Raw genomic sequence first — 21,727 nt, forward strand, 5'->3', positions numbered from 1 at the left:
TTCAGGCTGGTTCTCTGCGTCCTAACGACTCGCGAACAAGAAAGGGCTAATAACTATTAGCCATTAGCTAATAACTATTATCTTTCAATCGCATCTCTTGTGGTTTTATAAGCTTCAATAAAGGTTCGGAAGGATTCTTGGGAAATTTCTTCTACGACCAATTTCTCTGCAACTTCTTTAAGAATAGCGTCTACTTTTTGCTGGAGTACATCCTTACTAATATGACTGTTTCTGAGTAACTCGACTATTGCTTTAATGTAACTAGCAGAAAGTTCTCGCTGCTTTTGTTCGATTTGTTCTTGGTTGAATTCTCTTTCACGCTCTATAGCTTCTCGTGAAGTTTTGTAAGCTTCATTGAATGTCCGGAATGATTCCTGGGAGATCCTTTCATCAATTAGAGCATCAGCAGCTTTTTTAAAGATTTCATCAAGCTGCTTTTGATTGCTTTCTAAGCTTCCAGAATTAGCTTTCATTAAATTAATGGCTGATTGAATGTATTCATCAGCTTCATTTTTTCTACTACTCTCCATCCAAGATTTTATTTGTCGAATCCATGATAAAACAAGCAGAAAAATTGTTAAAATTAAAGCTAAATAATCTGCATTTTCTTGAACAAAAGAGGGTTGATTTCTATCGTAAAAAGCAAGCGCACCTGGATGAAGTGGGGGAAGACCTGTACTTGCCGATTCTCTGGGGTCTTTAATGTTAGCAATGAGAGGTTTAACTTCAGGATGTTCTTGAGAAACAGCATCTGCGATCGCTTGCCTGTTTTCAAATATAATGCGAGTGATTTCTCGGATTACACTTTTATCAACTTTATCGCTTGCCACTAAAAGTCTTGAGACGGCTACAGTTGGCAAATCTTCTTCAGGTACGGCAGGATTTCCCTTATACGCACCTTGGGGAATTTTGGTATTTTCAAAAGCCGGATGCTTAATTTTCATAGCTTCTGCTTGTGCAATGCCGACCAGTCTGCCATTGTAATTCTCTACAAGTGTAGCGATCCCTCTATTTCCAACAGCACGAACGCGAAATAAAGCATTTGCTCTACCAGCTTTAAAATCTTCTTCTGCTTTTGTATCGTTGTAATCTTGTTGACCTTTTAAATTTCCTGTAACTACAATGTCTGATAAACCATAATGCTTAGCTATTTTCTGAAAAGATTTATATTGACCACCTTTTGCGGGCAAAGCAACAGTTTTTCCTTTTAACTGAGAAAATTGTTTAATACTAGGATCTCTAACAACTAACTGAAATAAATCTTGATATAAAATGGCTATGGTTCTTAATTCAGCATTTCCTCTCTCTAACTTTAATGGTTTCGTTTTACGAGTAGATACGTCCATTTCTTCAGAAGCAACATCTGCTTGTGCAGCCGCCATTTGCACTTGACCTGTTTCTAACATCTGCAAACTTTGAGAAGTACCTCCAGTTTCCCGTACTGTAATTTTGATATTAGACTTACTTTCAACAACTTTCTCGATTGCTTCACTGATAATGTAGCTTTCTCCTTCCGTATCTCCAGCCGCAAGAATAATTTCAGGTGCTGTCAAACGCCCTGCAAATCTCCACAAACTAAAAGCAAGTAAGCCCGTGCTAAAAAGTCCAAGACTGATAAAGACAAATTTAGAGAGCGGATCGAGTTGCTGAAAAAATCTTCTAAAAGAAAGTTTATGAGAAGTTTTTAACGCCGCCATAGATGTAAAATTTTAATCTCTGTTAGGGGATTATTGTATGGTGAGCCCAGTCTTTTATGGAATCACGTCTACAAACAGTGATTATGAAACACCAGAGTTTCTCATTTATTTACTACAAAAATTCTAAGTAAATATACGTAATTATGGTTGGCACTCGTTGACAAATCATCGAAGAAACCCAGGACAGCAAATTGAATTGCAACTCTGTTATGGGTAAAGGTACTGAATTTATTATTAAGATTTCGGTGTAAGTTTTTGCTTTGATATAAATCACTTAGCATATCTGGGAATACTAAATTCAGCAATCCCGAGGATGACCGCAGTATGATTGGCACTCTTGTCAGTATTCCCGGATATCGAATCGTTGAAGAACTCTACAATGGTTCGAGAACCCTAGTTTATCGAGCAGTTCGAGAGACTGATTCTTTAGCAGTAGTAATTAAACTGCTGAAAAATCCTTACCCCAGTTTCAGCGAACTCTTGTCGTTTCGCAATCAATACACCATTACCAAAAATATTAATTCTTTTTTAATTATTCAAACTTATAGTTTGGAAGCTTACCAAAATGGCTATGCCTTAGTGATAGAAGATTTTGGGGTAACTTCCCTGAATAATTATTTCACCAAGAATAATATCATATCCCTAGAAGAATTTTTAGAAATTGCCATCTCCCTCTGCAATATCTTAGATATATTGTACCGGGAACGCATTATTCATAAAGATATCAAACCCAGCAACATATTAATTAATCCTGAAACCAAACAAATTAAATTAATCGACTTTAGTATTGCATCTTTACTACCAAGAGAAACACAAACCCTTGTCAATCCCAATGTATTAGAAGGGACACTGGCTTACATTTCTCCGGAACAAACAGGCAGAATGAACCGGGGGATTGATTACCGGACTGATTTTTATTCTTTGGGTGTGACTCTCTATGAATTACTGACAGGAGAATTGCCATTTCAATCAAATGACCCGATGGAATTAGTGCATTGCCATATCGCCAAAGCAGCACCATTATTACGTGAAATTAACCCCCAAATTCCATTTGTGCTTTCAGAGATTGTCAGCAAATTAATGGCAAAAAATGCGGAAGATCGCTATCAGAGTGCGTTAGGACTGAAATCCGATTTAGAAAGATGTTTATATCAGCTTAAAGAAACTGGAGAAATTCAGAGCTTTGAAATTGGGCGGCTGGATGTGAGCGATCGCTTCCTCATCCCTGACAAACTCTACGGACGAGAGACTGAAGTTGAAACGCTATTGCAAGCCTTTGAAAGAGTCAGCCAAGGCGCAACAGAAATGATGCTAGTCGCTGGCTTTTCCGGGATTGGAAAAACCGCAGTTGTCAACGAAGTTCACAAACCTATTATCAGGCAACGCGGTTATTTTATCAAAGGGAAATTCGACCAATTTCAACGTAATATTCCCTTCTCTGCTTTTGTACAAGCATTCCGAGATTTAATGGGTCAATTGCTTACAGAAAGTGATGCACAAATTCAGCAATGGAAAAACAAAATATTAGAAGCAGTTGGGGAGAACGGACAAGTAATTATTGAAGTTATACCCGAACTAGAAAGAATTATCGGGGAACAACCACCTGTAGTAGAATTATCGGGAACAGCAGCTCAAAATCGCTTTAATCTATTGTTTCAAAAATTTACCCAAGTCTTTACCAGTGCAGAACATCCCTTAGTGATGTTTTTAGATGATTTGCAATGGGCAGATTCAGCATCAGTGAATTTAATGCAGCTTTTAATGACTGATACAAGTCATCTTTTCATTATTGGTGCATATCGCGATAACGAAGTCAATCCAGCACATCCATTGATGTTGACTCTGAGTGAAATCCAGAAAAATCAAGCAACGATTAATACAATTACTTTAGAACCACTCAATCAAATAAGCGTCAATCAGTTAGTTGCTGAGACGCTGAAATGTTCGTTGAGTTTGACATCCTCTCTGTCTAGATTGATAGTTCAAAAGACTCAAGGAAATCCGTTTTTTGCCACCCAGTTTCTCAAAGCATTGCATCAAGAAGAACTGATTCAATTTGATGTGGAGTTAGGCTGTTGGCAATGTGACATAGTAAAAGTGACGACTCAAGCAGTTACAGATGACGTTGTAGCTTTTATGAGCTTGCAACTCCGAAAACTCCCGCGCTCAACTCAAGAATTATTGCAGTTAGCTGCTTGTATTGGCAACTCTTTTGAGTTAGCAACTTTAGCTCTTGTTTCGGAACAATCAGAAATAGAGACGGCATCTGCTTTGTGGAAAGCATTGCAAGAAGGATTGATTTTACCGATCGGAGATGTTTATAAGTTTTATGTCGGGCAAGAGATTCTTGCAGTGACTCAAGAAAATCAAAAGGCTGTTACCTACAAATTTTTACACGACCGAGTACAACAAGCCGCTTATTCTTTAATTCCCGATGACCAAAAACAAACGACTCATTACCAAATCGGACAACTACTTCTGCAACAGATTTCCACACCAGCAACAGAAGAGCGAATTTTTGAAATCGTCAATCAATTAAATTATGGAACTACTTTAATTACCGAACAAATACAAAGAGATGAACTAGCGCAACTTAATCTGATTGCCTGTCGCAAAGCCAAAAATTCAACCGCCTATCAAGTAGCTGGTGAATATGCGGCAATCGGATTGTCCCTGTTGGGAGAAAAGGCTTGGCAACGGCAGTACGAAATGACCCTCGCCTTCCATGAATTAGCGGCAGAAGTAGCAATGCTAGGCGGTAATTTTGAGCGGATGGAGCAGTTCATTAATGTTGTCATCGAACAGGCTCATTCTTTACCTGAACAGGCAAATGTTTACTGCATGAAAATTTTAGTAAATACCAGCCAGAATAAACTGACCGTAGCTATTGAAATCGGACAGAAACTCCTGCAAAAGTTGGGTGTAAAAATTCCAGAAACACCGACCTCAGAAGATATTCAACAGTTAATGCAAGAAATTAGCGAATTAGTTGGAGCGCGGAAAATTGAAGATTTTGTTCATCTTCCTGTAATGACCGATGCAAACAAGATTGCCATTATCCAGATTGCCAGTAGCATTATGACACCAGCTTACATTTCTGGCTCTCCTTTGTTCCCATTCCTGACTTCTCTATCAGTCAAATTATCCATACAGTATGGAAACATCTCGACTTCAGCTTATTACTATGTTTGCTACAGCATTCTTGTCTGTAATTTCTTGCAAGATGTGGATTTAGCCTTACAGTTTGGTCAGTTGGCATGGAATGTGGCTTTAAAACTTGATGCTAAAGCGACTAAACCTGAAATATTAGAGATACTGGGAGTATTTATCTTTCACCGCAAATCTCACATCAAAGAAACGTTTCCACTCTTGAGGGAAAGCTACGCGACTGCTTTAGAAGTCGGAAATCTGGCATACGCCGGATATAGTGGCCATTGTTTCTGTCTGAATTCTTTTTGGTGCGGTCAGCCCCTTAGAATTCTGGAGCAGGATATACGCACCTACTACAATGGTTTAGTACAAATTAACCAATTGATAACAGCTAATTACTGCCGGATCTATTGGCAATCTATTCTAAATTTACTGGGTTTTGCGGAGCATCCCACCCTTTTGTCTGGGTCAGCCCTGCAAGAAACGGAACTTCTGCCCCTACTGCGGTCTGCTAATGATTTATCTGGGTTGTATTACTTCTATTTGTATAAGCTGGCTCTTTGCTTTTTGTTTGGAGAAGTTGAACAAGCTAACAATTATGCACTCTTAGACAAAAACTATTTAATAGCTGGTGTTGGAACAGTCTGCGAACCTGCATTTTATTTCTATGATTCTTTGATTGCTCTGGCACAATTGAGTCAATCTTCAGGCGAGGAATCAACCGCATTAGAGCGGGTGGCAGAAAATCAAACTAAGTTACAGCATTGGGCACACTATGCTCCTATGAATTACCAGCATAAGGTCGATCTCGTAGAAGCGGAAAAATTTCGAGTGTTAGGACAAAAATCCGAAGCAATTGAGCTATACGATAAGGCAATTTTGGGAGCTAAAGTTAACGAATATATCCAAGAAGAAGGGTTAGCAAATGAACTAGCAGCTAAATTTTATCTCAACTGGGGTAAAGAAAAAATCGCCCAAATATATATGCAAGAAGCATACTACTGCTACGCTCGTTGGGGTGCAAAAGCCAAAGTAGCCGACTTGGAAAGACGCTATCCCCAATTACTCGCCCCTATATTACAACAAACCCATTCTCCCCTCTCAACTAATGAAACCATCTTCGCTTTGGGAACTATCACCTCCACTACATCCGCTACTTCTAGTAGTGCTTCTGTAGCTTTAGATTTAGCTGCCATTCTCAAAGCTTCCCAAACTATCTCGAGTGAAATCGAACTGTCCAAGCTGCTTTCATCGCTGCTATCGATTGTCATCAAAAATGCGGGAGCCGATAAATGTGTGTTAATGCTGTTGCGAGAGGGACAACTGCTAATTAAAGGCTCGATTACTCTGGGGACAGAACCAGTTGTATTGCAGCGTCTTCCCATTGAACAGAGCTTGGATATTCCCCTGAGACTAATTTACAAAGTCAAGCACAACAGTCAGACTGTTGTGCTGCTTGATGCAAGTGCTGAACCAACCTTAGCCAATGACCCCTATATCATTCGTCAGCAGCCCAAAAGTATCTTATGCAGCCCAATTTTGCATCAAGGTAAATTGATGGGCATTTTATATCTAGAGAATAATTTAGCGACAGGGGCGTTTACTAGCGATCGCGTCGAACTCTTGAATCTACTTTGCTCTCAAGCTGCTATTTCTATAGAAAATGCCCAACTTTATGAACGAGAACAGGAAAAATCTAAATCATTACAAGCATCACTAGAAAAATTAAAACAAACTGAAGCATCTCTAGCTAAGGAACGAGAGTTTTTGAATGCCATTATCCACACTATTACCGATGGAATTGTTGTCTGCGATGCTACTGGGACTTTAACTCTATTTAATAAAGCAACTTGTGAATTTCATGGCTTACCAGTGGAATCATTACCGCCAGAACAATGGGCAGAATATTCTTTACTCTATCAACCTGATGGTCAAACACCCTTATCAAAAACAGAAATTCCTCTGTTTCGTGCCTTGCAAGGAGAAATCGTCAAAAATGTCGAAATGGTAATTGCGCCGAAGCAGGGTTCTCGGAGAAGTTTGTTAGCTAGCGGACAAGCAATCTTCGATGCTTGGGGTAACAAAGTTGGTGCAGTAGTTGCGATGCGTGATATTAGCGATCGCAAAAAAGCTGAACTTGCCTTGCAACAAAAATCCCTTGACTTACAACAAGCATTACTTGACCTGCAAAACGCTCAATTACAAATCGTCCAAAGTGAGAAAATGTCTGCTTTGGGTAACTTGGTTGCTGGTGTGGCTCACGAAATGAATAATCCTCTCGGCTTTATTTCTGCCAGTATTAAACAAGCTAAACCCACAATTTCTGATATTCTTGAACACCTGAAACTCTATCAACAAACTTTCCCCTCTAAGAGTGAAGAAATCCTCGACCACGAGTCAGAAATTGATTTGGAATATAGCTTAGAAGATTTACCCAAAATGCTTGATTCCATGACTATGGCATGTGACCGACTCAAAAATATTAGCACTTCACTCCGCACTTTCTCCCGTGCTGACAAAGACTACAAAGTATCGTTTAATATTCACGAAGGCATTGATAGCACCATTCTTATTCTCAAACATCGTCTCAAAGCTAACGAACAACGTCCGGCGATTGAAGTTGTCACTAACTACGGTAATTTACCACAAATTGAATGCTTCCCAGGTCAATTAAATCAGGTATTTATGAATATTTTAGCAAATGCTATTGATGCCTTAGAAGAATCCAATCACGGACAGAAACTTGAGGAAATTAAACATCAAACCAACCTAATTACAATTACAACTTCAGTAGAAAATAATCTAGCTAAAATTGCTATTTTAGATAATGGTAAGGGGATGAGTGAAGATATTAAACAAAAGATATTTGACCATTTATTTACGACAAAAGCTGTCGGAAAAGGTACGGGGTTAGGATTAGCTATCGCCCGTCAAATTGTGGAAGAAACCCATGGTGGAAAATTGAGGTGCAACTCTGTTTTGGGTGAAGGCACTGAATTGATTATTGAAATTCCAGTGTAATTTTCCACTTGGCATTTTACTCAGCAATTTGCCATATAGCAAAAAGACGCAAATAAAATCTTTGCGTCTTTAGAACGCTACTAGTAATGAGTTCATTTCCCGATATCCTCAATAAATTAAGGTTCTCGAACCATTGTAGAGTTATTCGTAGGACTTACGCACTGTACAAATTGACCATCCTATGTGTCAACGAATATATCTACAGTTTGAGTCAGTTGGAAAGCCTGGGAAAAGTTAATTTGTTGATTTTGCCTGAATTGGTAAACTAATAATAAATTCAGTTCCGGCTCCTAGTGTAGAGTTAACGGTAATTGTTCCGCCATGTTTTTCAACAATAATAGACCGAGCTATAGCCAATCCCAATCCCGTTCCTTTCCCCACAGCTTTTGTAGTAAACAAGTGGTCAAATATTTTTTGTTGAATTTCTTCAGTCATGCCTTTCCCATTATCAGCAATGGTAATCCTGACAAGATGGTCTGCTAGGTTAGTAGTAATTGTAATTCGATGGGGATGAGCTTGAATCTCTGCCAAAGTCAGCCCAATATTTGACTCTTCTATTGCATCAATAGCATTAGCAATAAGATTCATAAATACTTGATTTAATTGTCCGGGAAAGCATTCAATTTGAGGGAAATTCTTGTAGTTGGTGACAACTTCAATCGCCGGACGTTGTTCGTTGGCTTTCAGGCGATGCTTGAGAATGAGAAGGGTACTGTCAATGCCTTCGTGAATATTAAACGGCACTTTGCAATCGCGATCGGCACGAGAGAAAGTGCGGAGACTAGTGCTGATATTTTTGAGTCTGTCGCACGCCAAAATCATGGAATCCAGTATTTTTGGGAAATCTTCTAAGCTATATTCCAAGTCAACTGACTCTGCATGGTCAAGGATTTCTTCAGTCCGATTGGGGAAAGTTTTTTGATAAAGTTTTAAGTGTTCTGCAATATCAAAAAAAGTGGGTTGAGCTTGTTTGAGACTAGCAGAAATAAAGCCCAAAGGATTATTCATTTCGTGAGCTACACCCGCAACTAAGTTACCTAAAGCTGACATTTTCTCACTTTGGATGATTTGTAATTGTGCTTGTTGCAGGGCAAATTCAGCTTTTTTGCGATCGCTAATCTCTAAAAACAATCCATCCCAAAATACCGAACCATCGCCACGCTTCTCAATTCGCCCTTCTCCATGAATCCACTTGACGATTCCTGAAGGAGTGATGATCCGCCCTTCCCATTGCCAGGAGGAACAGTTTTGAATGGCATTAGTCCTAGACTGCTGAAAACTGACCGTATCCTCTGGATGCACCAGTTCTGGGAGAAACTCTGCTGTGGCTGCAGCTTGTTCGGGGGTAATTTCAAACACGCTGTGACAGTTAGCACTAATATAGATGAGTGAGATAATGCCATCAGGAGTCATGTGATATTGATAAACCACTCCGGGCACGTTGTCTACTAAATTGTGGAAGCGAGACTGAGCAGCACTCAATTCGGCGAATGACTGTTCTAACTGTTGGGCATATTTCTGGGAACTTTCATACAGTCGGGCATTTTCTAGTGAGATGGCAGCTTGAGCGCAAAGTAAATTCAACAGCTCCATGCGATCGCTAGTGAACGCTCCGGTTGCTAAATTATTCTCTAAATATAATATTCCCATCAACTTGCCTTGATGCAAAATCGGACTGCACAAGATACTGTGAGGCTGTTGGCGAACAATATAAGGATCGTTGGCTAAGGTGGGATCTGCTTTCGCGTCCAGCAAGACAACAGTCTGTTTGCTGTGTTTGACTTTGTAAATTAGCTTTTGGGGAACATCCTGGCTGTCTTCAATGGGAAGGCGCTGCAACACGACGGGCTGTGTTCCCTGAGAGATTAATCCTTTTACTAGCAGGCGATCGTCTCGCAACAGCATGAGCACGCATTTATCAGCCCCAGCATTTTCGATGACAATTTTGAGTAACGATGACAGCAGTTTTTCCAGTTCGATTTCGCCTGAGATAGTTTGAGAAGCTTTGAGAATAGCTTTTAAATCTAGGATATCTGAAATACTGCTGTTAGAAGTAACTCCACTGGTGGAGGTGAGAGTCCCCAAGGCGAAGATGGTTTCATCAGTTGAGAGAGTCGAACGAGTTGGCTGTAATATAGGGGCAAGTAGTTGGGGATAGCGTTTTTCTAGATCGACAACTTTAGCTTTGGCTCCCCATTTCGCATAGCAATAGTAAGCTTCCTGCATATATCCGGCAGCTACTTTTTCTTTTTTCCATTCCAGGTAGAATTTAGCTGCCAGTTCGTTTGCTAAGGCTTCTTCTTGGAGGTATCCGTTGACTTTAGCAAGAGAAATAGCGCGATCGTAATAATCCCCTGCTGCGTAATTGTTGCCTAAAACCCGATATTTTTCTGCCTCTACCAAATCCACCTTGTGCTGGTAATTCATGGGTGCATGATGCGCCCATTGCTGTAACCGGGTTTGGTTTTCTGTTACACTCTGCAATGCTGCCGATGTTTCTTCTAACTGTGGATTCAATTGTGCCAAAGTCATTAGAGAATCATATAGATAAAATACTGGTTCGCTGACTAATCCCGCACCTGCTACAAAATAGCGCCTGACTTCAATAGCATGATTTTTCGCTGGCTCAATTTCTCCAAACAAGAAGCAAAGCATGAGTTTATACACATGGAAAATATACAATCCATATCCATCATCGGCAGATTGTAGTTGTAGGAGAAATTCTGTTTCTTCAAGGGCTTTTCCAGACAAAAGGGTGGTATGTTCTGCAAAACCTAGGAGATTTAAAACTGGTTGCCAATAGATTCTGCAATAATTTGCGCTTGTCAATTGATTTAATTGCATTAAACTATGGCAGTAAGCGCAAATATCCTGCTCTAAGGTAGCCAGGGGTTTACTGCACCAAAAAGAATTGAGACAAAAACTGTGGCCATTGTAACCAGCAAGTACTAGGTTGCCAAATTCTAGGGCACTAGTGTAACCTTCTTGCAACATGGGTAGTGTTTCTTGAATGTGAGAGTTGCGGTGTACAATAAACAACCCCGAGAGCATCAAAACATCTGTTTTACTGGCTTTGGCATCGAGTTTTGGGATAATCTGGAGTGCCAGGGAACCAAACTGCGTTCCTGTATCCACGACTTGGAAGAAATTGCAGAGAATATTGCCATAATTCGCATAGCCGTAAGTAGACGTCGATGTGTTACCGTACTGAATCGAGACTTTAACGGACAAAGTATTCAGCAATGGGAACAAGGCTGAACCAGTGAGGTAAGCTGCTGGGCTGATGATACTGGCAATCTTGAGAGTAGCGAGTTTTTCTGCATCCCGCATCTCAGGTAAGTTAACTAAATCGGCAATTGAGCGATCGCCAATAAGTTTCTCAATCTCTTGGATTTCCCGTTGAAGATCTGATGGTGTGGGTGTTTCAGGAAAGGTTACACCAAGCTGTTGTAAGATTGTTTGGGCGATCGCGATCGCTGAAGTTAATTTACTTTGGAAAATCTGAGATTGAATTCTAATGCAGTAAACATTCACCTTTTCTAATAAAGAATGTGCTTGTTGAATGACAGTATCAATAAACTGTTCCATCGCCTCAAAACTACCATTTAGCAGTGCTACTTCCGCCGCTAATTCATGCAAGGCGAGGGTCATTTCATACTGCTGCTGCCAAGTATTTTTTCCTAACAAAGATAATCCTACCGTGACATATTCACGCGCTGCTTGATAGGCGGTGGAATTTTTGGCTTTGCGAGATGCAATTAGATTAAGTTGTGCTAGTTCATCTCGTTGAGTTTGTTCTCTGATTAGAGAAGTTCCATAATTTAATTGATGGACAATTTCAAAAATACGGTCTTCTCTTGCTTGTGCGGAAATCTGTTGCAGTAGCAGTTGTCCGATTTGGTAGTGAGTTGTTTGTTTTTCACTGTCAGGAATTAGGGAATAAGCGGCTTGCTGTACTCGGTCATGTAAAAATTTATATGTAACAGTCTGTTGCTTTTCTGATGTACCTGCAAGGATTTCTTGCCCAATATAAAACTTATAAATCTCCCCAATTGGTAAAATCAATCCTTCTTGTAAAGCCTTCCACAAAGCTGCAGCCGTCTCAAGTTCCGATTGTTCGGAAACAATTGCTAAAGTTGCTAAATCAAACTGATTGCCAATACAAGCTGCTAATTGTAATATGTCTTGGGTATATTGTGGTAGTTTTCGCAATTGACAACCCATAAAGGTTACAACATCATCTGTAACTGCTTGAATTGTCACTTGGGTCATGTCACATTGCCAACAACTCAAATCAAAATTAAATTCAATGAATCCATCTTGATGTAATGCTTTGAGAAATTGAGTAGCAAAAAATGGGTTTCCTTTGGTTTTTTGATGGATTAATTGAGAAATATTATATGCCAAATCTTCTGTGCATTTAAGAGTATCAGCTACTAACTTATTGACTTGTACTTGATTCAGTGGTGCTAAATTAATTGTACTAATTTTTGCTTGTTTTTTTTGAATTTCATTCAAAGTCAACATTAGTGGATGTGCTAGATTAACCTCGTTATCACGGTACGCACCAATAATGAAAAGATGACCTGCATCAGCCATTAACAGCTGCATTAAATTCAATGATGCCGAATCTGCCCATTGCAAATCATCTAAAAATATGACTAATGGATGTTCTGCACAAGTAAAGACGTGAATAAATTTTTGGAAGAGTAAATTAAATCTATTTTGTGCCTCGGTTCCTGATAACTCTATTGCTAGTGGTTGTTCGTCAATAATTCTTTCTAGTTCGGGAATAACTTCAATAAGGACTTGACCATTTTCGCCAACTACATCTAAAATTTTCTTTTTCCACTGCTCTAGTTGGACATCACTTTCCGCAAGCAATTGTCCCATTAAATCTCGAAATGCTTGCACAAATGCACTAAAAGGAATGTTGCGTTGAAATTGGTCATATTTACCTTTGACAAAATAACCGCGTTGGCGAACAATGGGTTTATGCACTTCGTTGACCACAGCGGTTTTTCCAATTCCAGAAAATCCAGCAACGAGCATTATTTCTGTTGCACCTTGACAGACTCTATCAAAGGCTTGAAGCAGGGTTGAGATTTCAGCTTCTCTCCCATAAAGTCGATCGGGAATGATGAAGCGATCGCACACATCCCTACGCGCAATTTCAAAATCAGATATGACACTAGTTTCTACGAGTTGTTGCAAACATTTTTCCAAATCAAACTTCAAGCCTAAAGCACTTTGATATCTGTCTTCAGAATTTTTTGCCATTAATTTGCAGATAATTCTGGAAACGATCGGAGGAATTTCAACATTCGTTTCGTGGACTAATGGTGCTGTTTGAGCTAGATGACAATGCACTAATTCTATTGAATCGTTAGACGCAAAAGGTAATTCTCCTGTTAGTAATTCATAGAAAGTTACACCGAGTGAATAGAAGTCAGTGCGATAATCAATTCCTCGATTCATTCTCCCTGTTTGTTCGGGAGAAATGTAAGCGAGTGTCCCTTCTAAAACATTAGGACTGATAAGCGTTTGTGTTTCTCTTGGCAATAAAGATGCAATACTAAAGTCAATTAATTTAACTTGTTTGGTTTCGGGGTTAATTAATATATTACTGGGTTTAATATCTTTATGAATAATGCGTTCTTGATAGAGACAATATAAGATATTGCACAAAGCGATCGCTATTTGCAGAAATTCTTGTAGAGATGTTGTGTGTAAACTCTGTAGATGAGCAAAATAATCTTTTAGAGAAATTCCCCCAAAATCTTCCATGACCAACGCATAGCCGTTTTGGAAAGGTTCGAGGCTATAGGTTTGGACAATTCCGGAATAGTTGAGGTTTTTGGCAATGGTATATTGATTGCGAAATTGTACGAGTTCGCTGAAGCTAGGATAAGGAGTCTTCAGCAGTTTAATCGCCACTGGTAATGAGTCCGCTTCGCGATACCCACGATAAACCAGTGTTCTCGAACCATTGTAGAGTTCTTCCGTTATATGATATCCAGAAATACTAAAAAGAGTGCCAACCATAACTGCGCTCATCTTGAAAATTGCTGGATTTAGTATTCCCAGATCTATGGAGTCATTTATATCAGCACCAAAATTTGTATTGGAATTCCTTAGAATTCCAATCTTAGCAAGGAGGTTAACGCCATGCTTCCTTCATGAAAACCATAATCGCATAAGTCAGAGGAAGCGATTGCTAGAAAATACCAATTCCACGTGCAAATGCATAGAACAGCAATAAATAAAGCTCATTCTAGATAAGGATTTGACAGATAGGAGTTCTGTGCAATTTCACAAAGAATTGGTATTAACACCTTTGCGTCTTTAGGTGAAGCAATTATTTATTCCAAGGTCCCCAGATAGCGAAAGTGATACCAGGAGTTTGAATATTCACAAACAAAGTTTGATTGTCTGGTGAGAAGCAAGCACCAGCAAATTCATTGTCATTAAGAGCGTTGCGAGCAAACTGATAAAGCCCACCTTCAGGAGTTACCCCAACAACAAATTGCTCGTCATCACCATCTTCACAAAGGATTAGGTCTCCAAAGGGAGCTACGACAATATTATCTGGCATATCTAGTATGCTCTTATCGTTTGGCTCTACAAATAGTTCAATTGTACCGCCCTCTTTAGCAGTTCTACCAGGGATGTAACGCCATACCTGACCACCACTGTTAGCACCACCACTCGTGCAGCAGAAGTAAAATTCTCCGTTGCCATACCATATACCTTCACCACGAGCAAATTGTGCGGCTCCCTTAGCAAAACCTTCTTTCCGCACGGTGTCCGCATAAGGATCGTAATCTTCAATACGAACCCATTCAGCTTGATACTTCTTCCCTACAGGGAAACCAGTTTTGGTATTTTCTTGAAATAAACCGACGATCGCAAGAGCTTCTAAAACACCGCCTTCTTGCAAGTAGCCCGGTTTGTTAGGAATAAAGCGATAGAAGAGGCTATCTCCTGCATCTTCTGTCTGATATACAATTCCGGTTCTGGGATCTACAGCTACAGCTTCGTGGTTGAATCGACCCATTTCTATTAAAGGTACGGGGTCTACAGTACCTTTTTTGGGCTTCCAAAGTGCTGGAACTTCAAAGTTGTACCCGTGGCGTTTAGTCACTCTGTTTGGATTGGGTACAAAAATACCAGAATTAGCGGGTTGTTCTATGGTGCTTGGGGTTGTTTCTGGAGTGGAAGTATTTTCTTCACAACTAATCCACGATCCCCAAGGAGTCAGACCTCCAGCACAGTTGCGGTAGGTTCCTGCTAGTGATGCATAGTCTCTGACAAGCTCGCGTGCTGGATTAACAACTAATGTTGTTGTACCGCCTTTACAAAGCTCGTCATACTTGTTGCCTTTTACCTCAGTTGAAGAATTTGGGCTAAGTTCGTGGTTGCGAACTAAGATTACTGAGCGATTTGGTCCAGCAAAAGCTGCCATTCCATCATGACCTCCGGGTACGGGGTTACCATCGCTCATGAGATCGCCTGTGCGGGAAAAGGCTTTATACTGAAATCCAGCAGGTAAGTCTAACAAGCCATTGGGGTCTTTGATGAGGGGACCATAACCATATGTTGTTGACGATGCTCCTTGTGCTCTTGCGTAAAGACCTTTTAAGTTCTCTCCAACAACTAAAGTTGCAGCAGTTGTACCTGCTAGGGCAAAAAATTTTCTTCTTGAGAAAGCCATAGTCTCCTCTCTATATCTGCATCTAAAATATGAGTAGATTGCATGTAATACTTAGACCAAAGATTGAGCATGTTTGTAAATTTTCTGTATTCAGACCAATAGCTTAAGTATGGCTGTCAAAATTCACCTATGTCTCAACTTTTAAAATAAGATCCGTTATTAGCACATCTACTCACTTAGCTCTTCCAAAAATGAGAATAGACTTATAAAGTTAAGGTGAGTTAATGACATTGTTAATTGTCTCTATCAATCAACAAGTTCTTGAATTAATGTAAATTTATATTTCTTGCTTGGTAAATAATAATAGTAAGGTGGACTCTACCCACCAAAAGCTTTTTGTGGTGGGCTGCTTACCCTAAAGTACTTACAAGTTTTTATAAATTATTTATATGCTTGATAAAAAATAATGAGCATTATTTTTTATATAAAATTTTGTAAAATATCTTTTATAAAAAGAAAATTATGATTTGTAGTTGCGCTTGAGCAGACATTCGCAACTACAAAGCAATTAGAAACGGCTACGACTCCGGTAACTGATATTGCTCAACAATACACTTGGCAAATTGTGGAATATGTGCTTCTAATTTCTCTGGATGATTCCGCTTAACATATAAATAATTGCGGGTAAAGTGGGAGTCTATGGAAAAACGGGCGTATTCTAAACCTTTAGGACCGATTTTTTCAATAAAAACACCCATTAATTGTGCTGCCCACATGGGAAGGGTGACGCCTTTATCGTAGGCTGGTATACTTTGTTGGACGGCAGCTTTGCGATCGCCTTTGGACATGACTGGTTGAGTTTCGAGTTGCTCGTTTACCAAGTCGAGCATTTGTTGACCTTGGTCATTTCTCACAACAATCCATTGCCAACCAAAAGGTGCTCCCATATATCCCACAACTAAATCGGCAAGAGAATTAACATAGTCAAAGCAACTCATACAGGAAGGGGCAAAAACATCTTTAAGTTTGTTCGTTTTCAGCCCAAAAAACGGTACTTTTTCAATCGAGCCATCTTCGTGTTTAAAATGAACTCGAAAGTCTTGCATAAATTCATAATGAACCACAGTATCGGGCGATTTACTAGTGGTTTCTAAAAATTTTTGCAGCCCTTCACGGCTGACATTATCGACACAAGGTGTCCCCAAAACGTAAAGTTTTTCTAAGCCCAATTGTTTTTCAACAGCCCGTAATGCTTGAATTTGACAACCAACACCAATGACTAACAGTCGCTTTAGCCCGGATTTTTCTACTTGTTCGAGAATAGAAAGGTTGGGTGAAAGAGTTGGTTTGTTAACCTTTGCTGCTAGTACTTCCTCTGGGGTACGAGCGATGACAGGCATTGGACCAAAGCGATCTTCTTTGGTATTTTGGACGCAAACAACACCTTCAACAATACCGCGATTGAGCATTTCAATTGCGATGGTACTGACAATACCAGTCCATTGAGCACCAGGAACGGGCTCCTTTTTCCGCGCCGCCATCATATCTTGGTGGACGCCAAAGTAGAGTTCATCAGGTTTTTCTAGGTTACGCGATCGCGAGTGAGTTTGTTGTTCGAGAGTCTCTATTTGCTGATTGATGAACGCGCAAGCTTCCTTGACATAATGAATATAGTATGTATCGCACAGCCCGCATTCACTACATAGTTCCTTTGCAGGACGGCGGCTACCGGGTTTGAGAGCTTTGGCTTTCTTATGCTTGCTAGAATCCACAGAAGTCATAATAAATTGCTTGTCTTATCAAGGAGTAGCTTTTATGGCGTTGCTGAATTAAAGTATGAATTGCCTATCACCCCAACTCAACTCGGTTAAGGGAGAAGGGAGCTTCTTATATAGGACTTACGCACAGCCCCCTTTTTAAGGCTTACGCACAGCCCCCCTTTTTAAGGGGGGTTGGGGGGATCTACAAAAATCATTCTTTTATTCAGCAATACTGCTTTTATTAACAATACCTTTATCAGCCATAAACTTCATGACGGATACGGCTAAAGTGCTACGATTGGGCTGTTCTGAAAAGCTCTTTACAAAATCAATTAACTAAGGTAGGTATTCCAGTGGACCGTCGTGAATTTATGAGTTGGGTTGGTGTAGCAGGCGTTGCTAGTTCTTTACCGGGAGTTATCAGTGCTTGTTCTTCTCAAAACACTCAGCCACCAGCAAGCCCTCCCCGTGCTGACGGATTTCAGGCTGTTGGCACAGTAGCAGATTTAGACAAAAATGGTCAAATTCTCAATGAAAAATTTGCTACTAGCAAAGTGTTGGTCGTTCGAGATCCAAACAACACGAGTCAAGTCCTAGCTGTCAATCCCGTTTGCACTCATGCGGGTTGTGATGTTGGATGGAAAAAAGATGAAAATTCTTTTGTTTGTCCCTGTCATGGTTCTAAATTTGCTGCTGATGGTAAGGTTCTCAACGGTCCTGCTGACAAGCCCATACCTACGTATACAGCAAAGGTTGAAGGGAATGAGGTTTTGGTAAAAGCAGGTTAGGTCTCCACGCCCTACAAGATCTTAGACGGTGTTTTCAAAGTATTGGGCGAATATAATTCGTTACTACACAAACAAAGTCCGCCTACGCGGACTTACAAAAAAATCAAGTTTTTTGTCTTAAGTGCTGTAGACCATTAAAACAGTACTACCTATAAAAGAGAATCGCTGTTGAACTTCAGGGGGCATATCTTTCCATGGAATTTTCCGAAAGCTAAGGCGAGTGTAGAATCTAACACTAAGAAAACTGCTTTCTAAGTAAATAGGCTTTTGAGATTGCGAGATCAAAGTTCTCATTAATGCAGAACCAATGCCTTTTCTTCTCCATTTAGAATGTACTTGTAGCCATTCCAAAATCCTAAAATGGTTGTATGGACGCAAGACAGCATAAGCAACGAAACCCCCTTGGTGCTCCACTACCCAGCAGCAGTTAAGCCAGTCATGGCGATGAGTTAGGGCAAAGAAGATGCAAATTTCTAAGAGAATTAACCAAGCCGCCCATATCCACAACCAATTAATTGGTATATTGAGTCCTCCAGCAAACAAAATCAGCAAATAAAGTAAACTGCTAGGTAGGATAGCTGAAACTATACCCTCTCCAATTTTGTAAAGAGTTAGTATCATCTTTGTAGATGCCCAAGACGGTAAACGACGCGGATCGTTAGGCATCATCTTAAGTGATAGGACATCGATATCTGTCAGTTGAATTGGGCGAATAATTACACCTGAAGGTAACTCAGGTGAGGCATGAGTCATGGTATTTCATTTTGAAATTATTTCTTGGTTATTCTTCCCAAATAGGCGTAGGCGAGATTTCGCCATACACAAAAGTTTACAGATCATTTATTAAATGTGAGAAGAAAGAGATCGAGAATTGATAGCAAGTTGGTTTTCTAATCAAGAAAAATCATGGATATACAACAGATTTGTAAAGATTCGGAAAATTCATAGCTAAAAAAGGGAGGCTATGTGTAAGCCGTATCATTATTAAAATGGGTTGACAACAGTGAGACCCAACAAAAAAATGGTTTACAGGAACTATAACAAGTGAAACAAAACTCCCCAACAGGTGCAGCATTTATTGTAGGAGGAAACTTAGCAGGTGCTGGTGTTTCGACAACTGTCGGCGGAATGGGTCTGGCTGGAGGATTTGGAGCAGTTGGACTGGGAACAGTTCCTATAGTTGGTGCTGGTGGTGTTGTTGGTGCTGCTGCTTATGGTGCTTTTAAGGCAATAAGTGAAGGAGACGCAGCTGCTTTCTGTGCAATGGGAATTGGCTCAATAGGTGGTGCTGGCATTTCTAGTGTTGTCGGTGGGATGGGATTAGTTGCTCCTAAAATAGGTTTAGCCGTTGGTATCGGTACAGTACCGATGGCTGGAGTTGTTGCAGTGGTAGGACTCGCTGCGTATGGTATTGCTAAGTTGCTGGACGAAACTGGAACACGGGAAACACCAGCACAAGTTTTTGAGCGGATGGAAGAAAAAGTTTTACAGATGGAAGCTTATTCCGCAGCAGTGACGGAGTTAGAAGTATTTTTATATGGGGAGAATTTAAATCAAAAATTTGCTGCTTTGGAAGTTGAGGATGAAACGCAAGTACTCAAGGCAGAATTCCAGCAAAAAACAGAAACTTGTGTCTCTTCGTCTGTGAAGTTTGAAACCGCAAACCCTAAAGTTGAAACAGAAACGAATTCTCTCAAATCCCGATCGCTTGAAACTTGGAAATGCGTAAATATTATTAAGGGTCACTCTGCAGGAGTCAATACGATCGCATTTACTCCTGATGGTCAAAGTTTTGTCAGTGGAAGTGATGACAAATCGGTTCATTTGTGGGATTTGAAAACTGGAAAATGGCTCTACACTTTTGCGGGGCAAGCAGAGGCAGTATTATCTGTTGCCATTAGCCCTGATGGTCAAATAATTGCAAGTGGCTGTGTAGATAGGAAGATTACTAGCTGGAAACTAGATACCAAAAAATATTGCCATACTTTTTTATACTTAGATTTCCCTTACAGCCATACTGGCTTTATACATTCAATTGTTTTTAGCCCTAATGGAAGTATTCTTGCTAGCTGTAGTGATGACAAGACAATAAGACTTTGGGGACGTTATACCGGAGAATTAAAACGTACTTTAAATGGACATACAGAAGCAGTTTTATCTATTGCGATCGGTTCTTATGCAAAAGTTTTAGCCAGTGGTAGTGCCGATCGCACCATAAGATTTTGGGATTTAAACACCGGAAAGCAGTTACGCATGCTTACCGGACATTTGGCAGCAATTAACACCATCGTTATCAGTCCTGATGGTCATACTCTAATCAGTGGAAGTACTGATGCTACTATCAAGTTATGGAATTTTCATACTGGTGAATTACTTGAAACTTTAACCGGACACTCAAGCGCAGTTGTGTCTGTTGCGATCGCTCCTGACGGACAAACCCTTGCAAGTACCAGCAGAGACGGTATCATTCATCTTTGGAATTTGCGCTTGGGAAAAATTCTACAAACTCTTTCTGGAAGCAGCCCTGTTGCTTTTAGTCCTGATGGAAAGACATTAGTCAGTGGAGGAAAAGGTGCCACTCTCAAGATTTGGACTCAAAGATTTGGTAGTGACGATTCAGTACTAGAAAATATATTACTGGGGAATGAGGAATGGTGGGAAGTTTTGGCAGTTGATAAGTTTGCTTCTCCAAAAGCTGTAAAGTTTGCGTATGTAAGATTAGCAAGACTGTATCATCCTGATATCAATGGTTCTGCTTGTGCAAAATCCAAAATGCAAGCTATTAATCGAGCCTACAAAGAATTTCGTCAGCAATTAAATATGGACAACTTAGGGAATTCAGTTAAGTAGGTACAAATAATCATTACTAGTATGTAGTTGCAATGCATAGGCTGAAGCGTTACTTCGAGCCAAATACAAAGATTTTACTTTTTGTTACATAGTTTGGTTTTTTCTCACTAACTTAGTGATAAAGCATAAAGTGTTTGCCAGTAGATTGGTGCTATTTACTCTGTTATCAAGACTGCGTATGATATTCATTATAATTACAATTGAGCAAGTGTCCCATGTCCACCGTTGCGATTGTCTACTTTTCTGGTTCAGGTCATACTCATCTAATGGCACAAGCAGTTGCTGAAGGTGCTGGTAAAATTGAAGGCACAACTGTCGAAGTGTTACGGATTGTCGGGGAGCAAATTGTAAATGGTCGTTGGAAAGACGATGCAATAATAGAAAAGCTGAATCAGTCTGATGCCATCGTATTTGGTTCACCAACCTATATGGGTGGGGTTGCAGCTCAATTCAAGGCGTTTATCGATGCAGCCAGTACAATTTGGTTCCATCATGGATGGAAAGATAAACTTGCTGCTGGTTTCACTCACTCTAGCTCGCCAAGTGGTGATAAACAAGGAACACTCTTATATTTGGTCACTAATGCCGCTCAACACGGTATGATTTGGGTAAATTTGGGGGACTTGCAAAGCTTTTTACTTGGTAAAGACGATGGAGTCAATAGACTTGGAGGATTTCTTGGCGCAATGGGTCAAAGTCAGATAGATATGAGTGGTAAAGAAGCTGTACTTGACCCTGGCGATCGCTTAACAGCAGAACGATTTGGACAACGTATTGCTGAAGTCACTAAACGCTGGCTCAAGTAGT

General features: G+C 40.1%; 9 protein-coding genes. 4 read left to right on the forward strand and 5 right to left on the reverse strand.

Features of this window, described 5'->3' with window-relative positions; all coding sequences use genetic code 11:
• Positions 1-77 precede the first annotated feature (77 nt).
• The gene (locus tag AB0756_RS35310) at positions 78-1,697 is read right to left on the reverse strand and encodes a TAXI family TRAP transporter solute-binding subunit (protein ID WP_038081639.1); all 1,620 of its coding nucleotides are present in this window, start codon (positions 1,695-1,697) and stop codon (positions 78-80) included.
• 324 nt (positions 1,698-2,021) lie between these two features.
• On the opposite strand from AB0756_RS35310, the gene AB0756_RS35315 reads away from it, so the two are divergent.
• Positions 2,022-7,868 carry a trifunctional serine/threonine-protein kinase/ATP-binding protein/sensor histidine kinase gene (locus AB0756_RS35315; protein WP_167844667.1) on the forward strand — a complete coding sequence of 1,949 codons (5,847 nt, stop codon included), beginning with the start codon at positions 2,022-2,024 and terminating at the stop codon, positions 7,866-7,868.
• A gap of 234 nt (positions 7,869-8,102) precedes the next feature.
• On the opposite strand, the gene AB0756_RS35320 is transcribed toward AB0756_RS35315, so the two are convergent.
• The 3 genes from AB0756_RS35320 to AB0756_RS35330 all read right to left on the reverse strand — a co-directional run bounded on the left by AB0756_RS35320 (position 8,103) and on the right by AB0756_RS35330 (position 17,303).
• Positions 8,103-13,913, reverse strand: coding sequence for a trifunctional serine/threonine-protein kinase/ATP-binding protein/sensor histidine kinase (locus AB0756_RS35320; RefSeq protein WP_038083052.1), 5,811 nt, complete (start codon positions 13,911-13,913; stop codon positions 8,103-8,105).
• Between the two features lie 313 nt (positions 13,914-14,226).
• Positions 14,227-15,582, reverse strand: a complete 1,356-nt coding sequence (locus tag AB0756_RS35325; RefSeq protein WP_038083051.1) for an alkaline phosphatase PhoX — start codon at positions 15,580-15,582, stop codon at positions 14,227-14,229.
• Positions 15,583-16,100: 518 nt separating this feature from the next.
• Complete coding sequence (locus AB0756_RS35330; RefSeq protein WP_038083050.1) at positions 16,101-17,303, reverse strand: Coenzyme F420 hydrogenase/dehydrogenase, beta subunit C-terminal domain; 1,203 nt, start codon at positions 17,301-17,303, stop codon at positions 16,101-16,103.
• A 332-nt stretch (positions 17,304-17,635) separates the two neighbouring features.
• Here AB0756_RS35330 and AB0756_RS35335 point away from each other — a divergent pair, with 332 nt between their 5' ends.
• A complete protein-coding gene (locus AB0756_RS35335; protein WP_038083049.1) occupies positions 17,636-18,070 on the forward strand; it encodes a QcrA and Rieske domain-containing protein in 435 nt (144 codons plus the stop codon).
• Between the two features lie 117 nt (positions 18,071-18,187).
• Here AB0756_RS35335 and AB0756_RS35340 read toward each other — a convergent pair whose 3' ends face one another.
• Positions 18,188-18,823 carry a GNAT family N-acetyltransferase gene (locus AB0756_RS35340; RefSeq protein ID WP_038083048.1) on the reverse strand — a complete coding sequence of 212 codons (636 nt, stop codon included), beginning with the start codon at positions 18,821-18,823 and terminating at the stop codon, positions 18,188-18,190.
• Between the two features lie 291 nt (positions 18,824-19,114).
• On the opposite strand from AB0756_RS35340, the gene AB0756_RS35345 reads away from it, so the two are divergent.
• On the forward strand, positions 19,115-20,920 hold the full coding sequence (locus tag AB0756_RS35345) for a DnaJ domain-containing protein (protein ID WP_038083047.1): 1,806 nt from the start codon (positions 19,115-19,117) through the stop codon (positions 20,918-20,920).
• Positions 20,921-21,135: 215 nt separating this feature from the next.
• Positions 21,136-21,726, forward strand: coding sequence for a flavodoxin family protein (locus AB0756_RS35350; RefSeq protein ID WP_038083046.1), 591 nt, complete (start codon positions 21,136-21,138; stop codon positions 21,724-21,726).
• Position 21,727 lies beyond the last annotated feature (1 nt).

Origin of the sequence: Tolypothrix campylonemoides VB511288_2, from assembly GCF_045999855.1 — a bacterium.
Lineage (GTDB): Bacteria > Cyanobacteriota > Cyanobacteriia > Cyanobacteriales > Nostocaceae > Scytonema > Scytonema bouteillei_A.

Coding starts and splice junctions, on each gene's coding strand:
- AB0756_RS35315 (WP_167844667.1), top strand. CDS start 2,022: ATGATTGGCACTCTTGTCAGTATTCCCGGATATCGAATCGTTGAAGAA.
- AB0756_RS35330 (WP_038083050.1), bottom strand. CDS start 17,303: ATGACTTCTGTGGATTCTAGCAAGCATAAGAAAGCCAAAGCTCTCAAA.
- AB0756_RS35320 (WP_038083052.1), bottom strand. CDS start 13,913: ATGGTTGGCACTCTTTTTAGTATTTCTGGATATCATATAACGGAAGAA.
- AB0756_RS35325 (WP_038083051.1), bottom strand. CDS start 15,582: ATGGCTTTCTCAAGAAGAAAATTTTTTGCCCTAGCAGGTACAACTGCT.
- AB0756_RS35310 (WP_038081639.1), bottom strand. CDS start 1,697: ATGGCGGCGTTAAAAACTTCTCATAAACTTTCTTTTAGAAGATTTTTT.
- AB0756_RS35350 (WP_038083046.1), top strand. CDS start 21,136: ATGTCCACCGTTGCGATTGTCTACTTTTCTGGTTCAGGTCATACTCAT.
- AB0756_RS35340 (WP_038083048.1), bottom strand. CDS start 18,823: ATGACTCATGCCTCACCTGAGTTACCTTCAGGTGTAATTATTCGCCCA.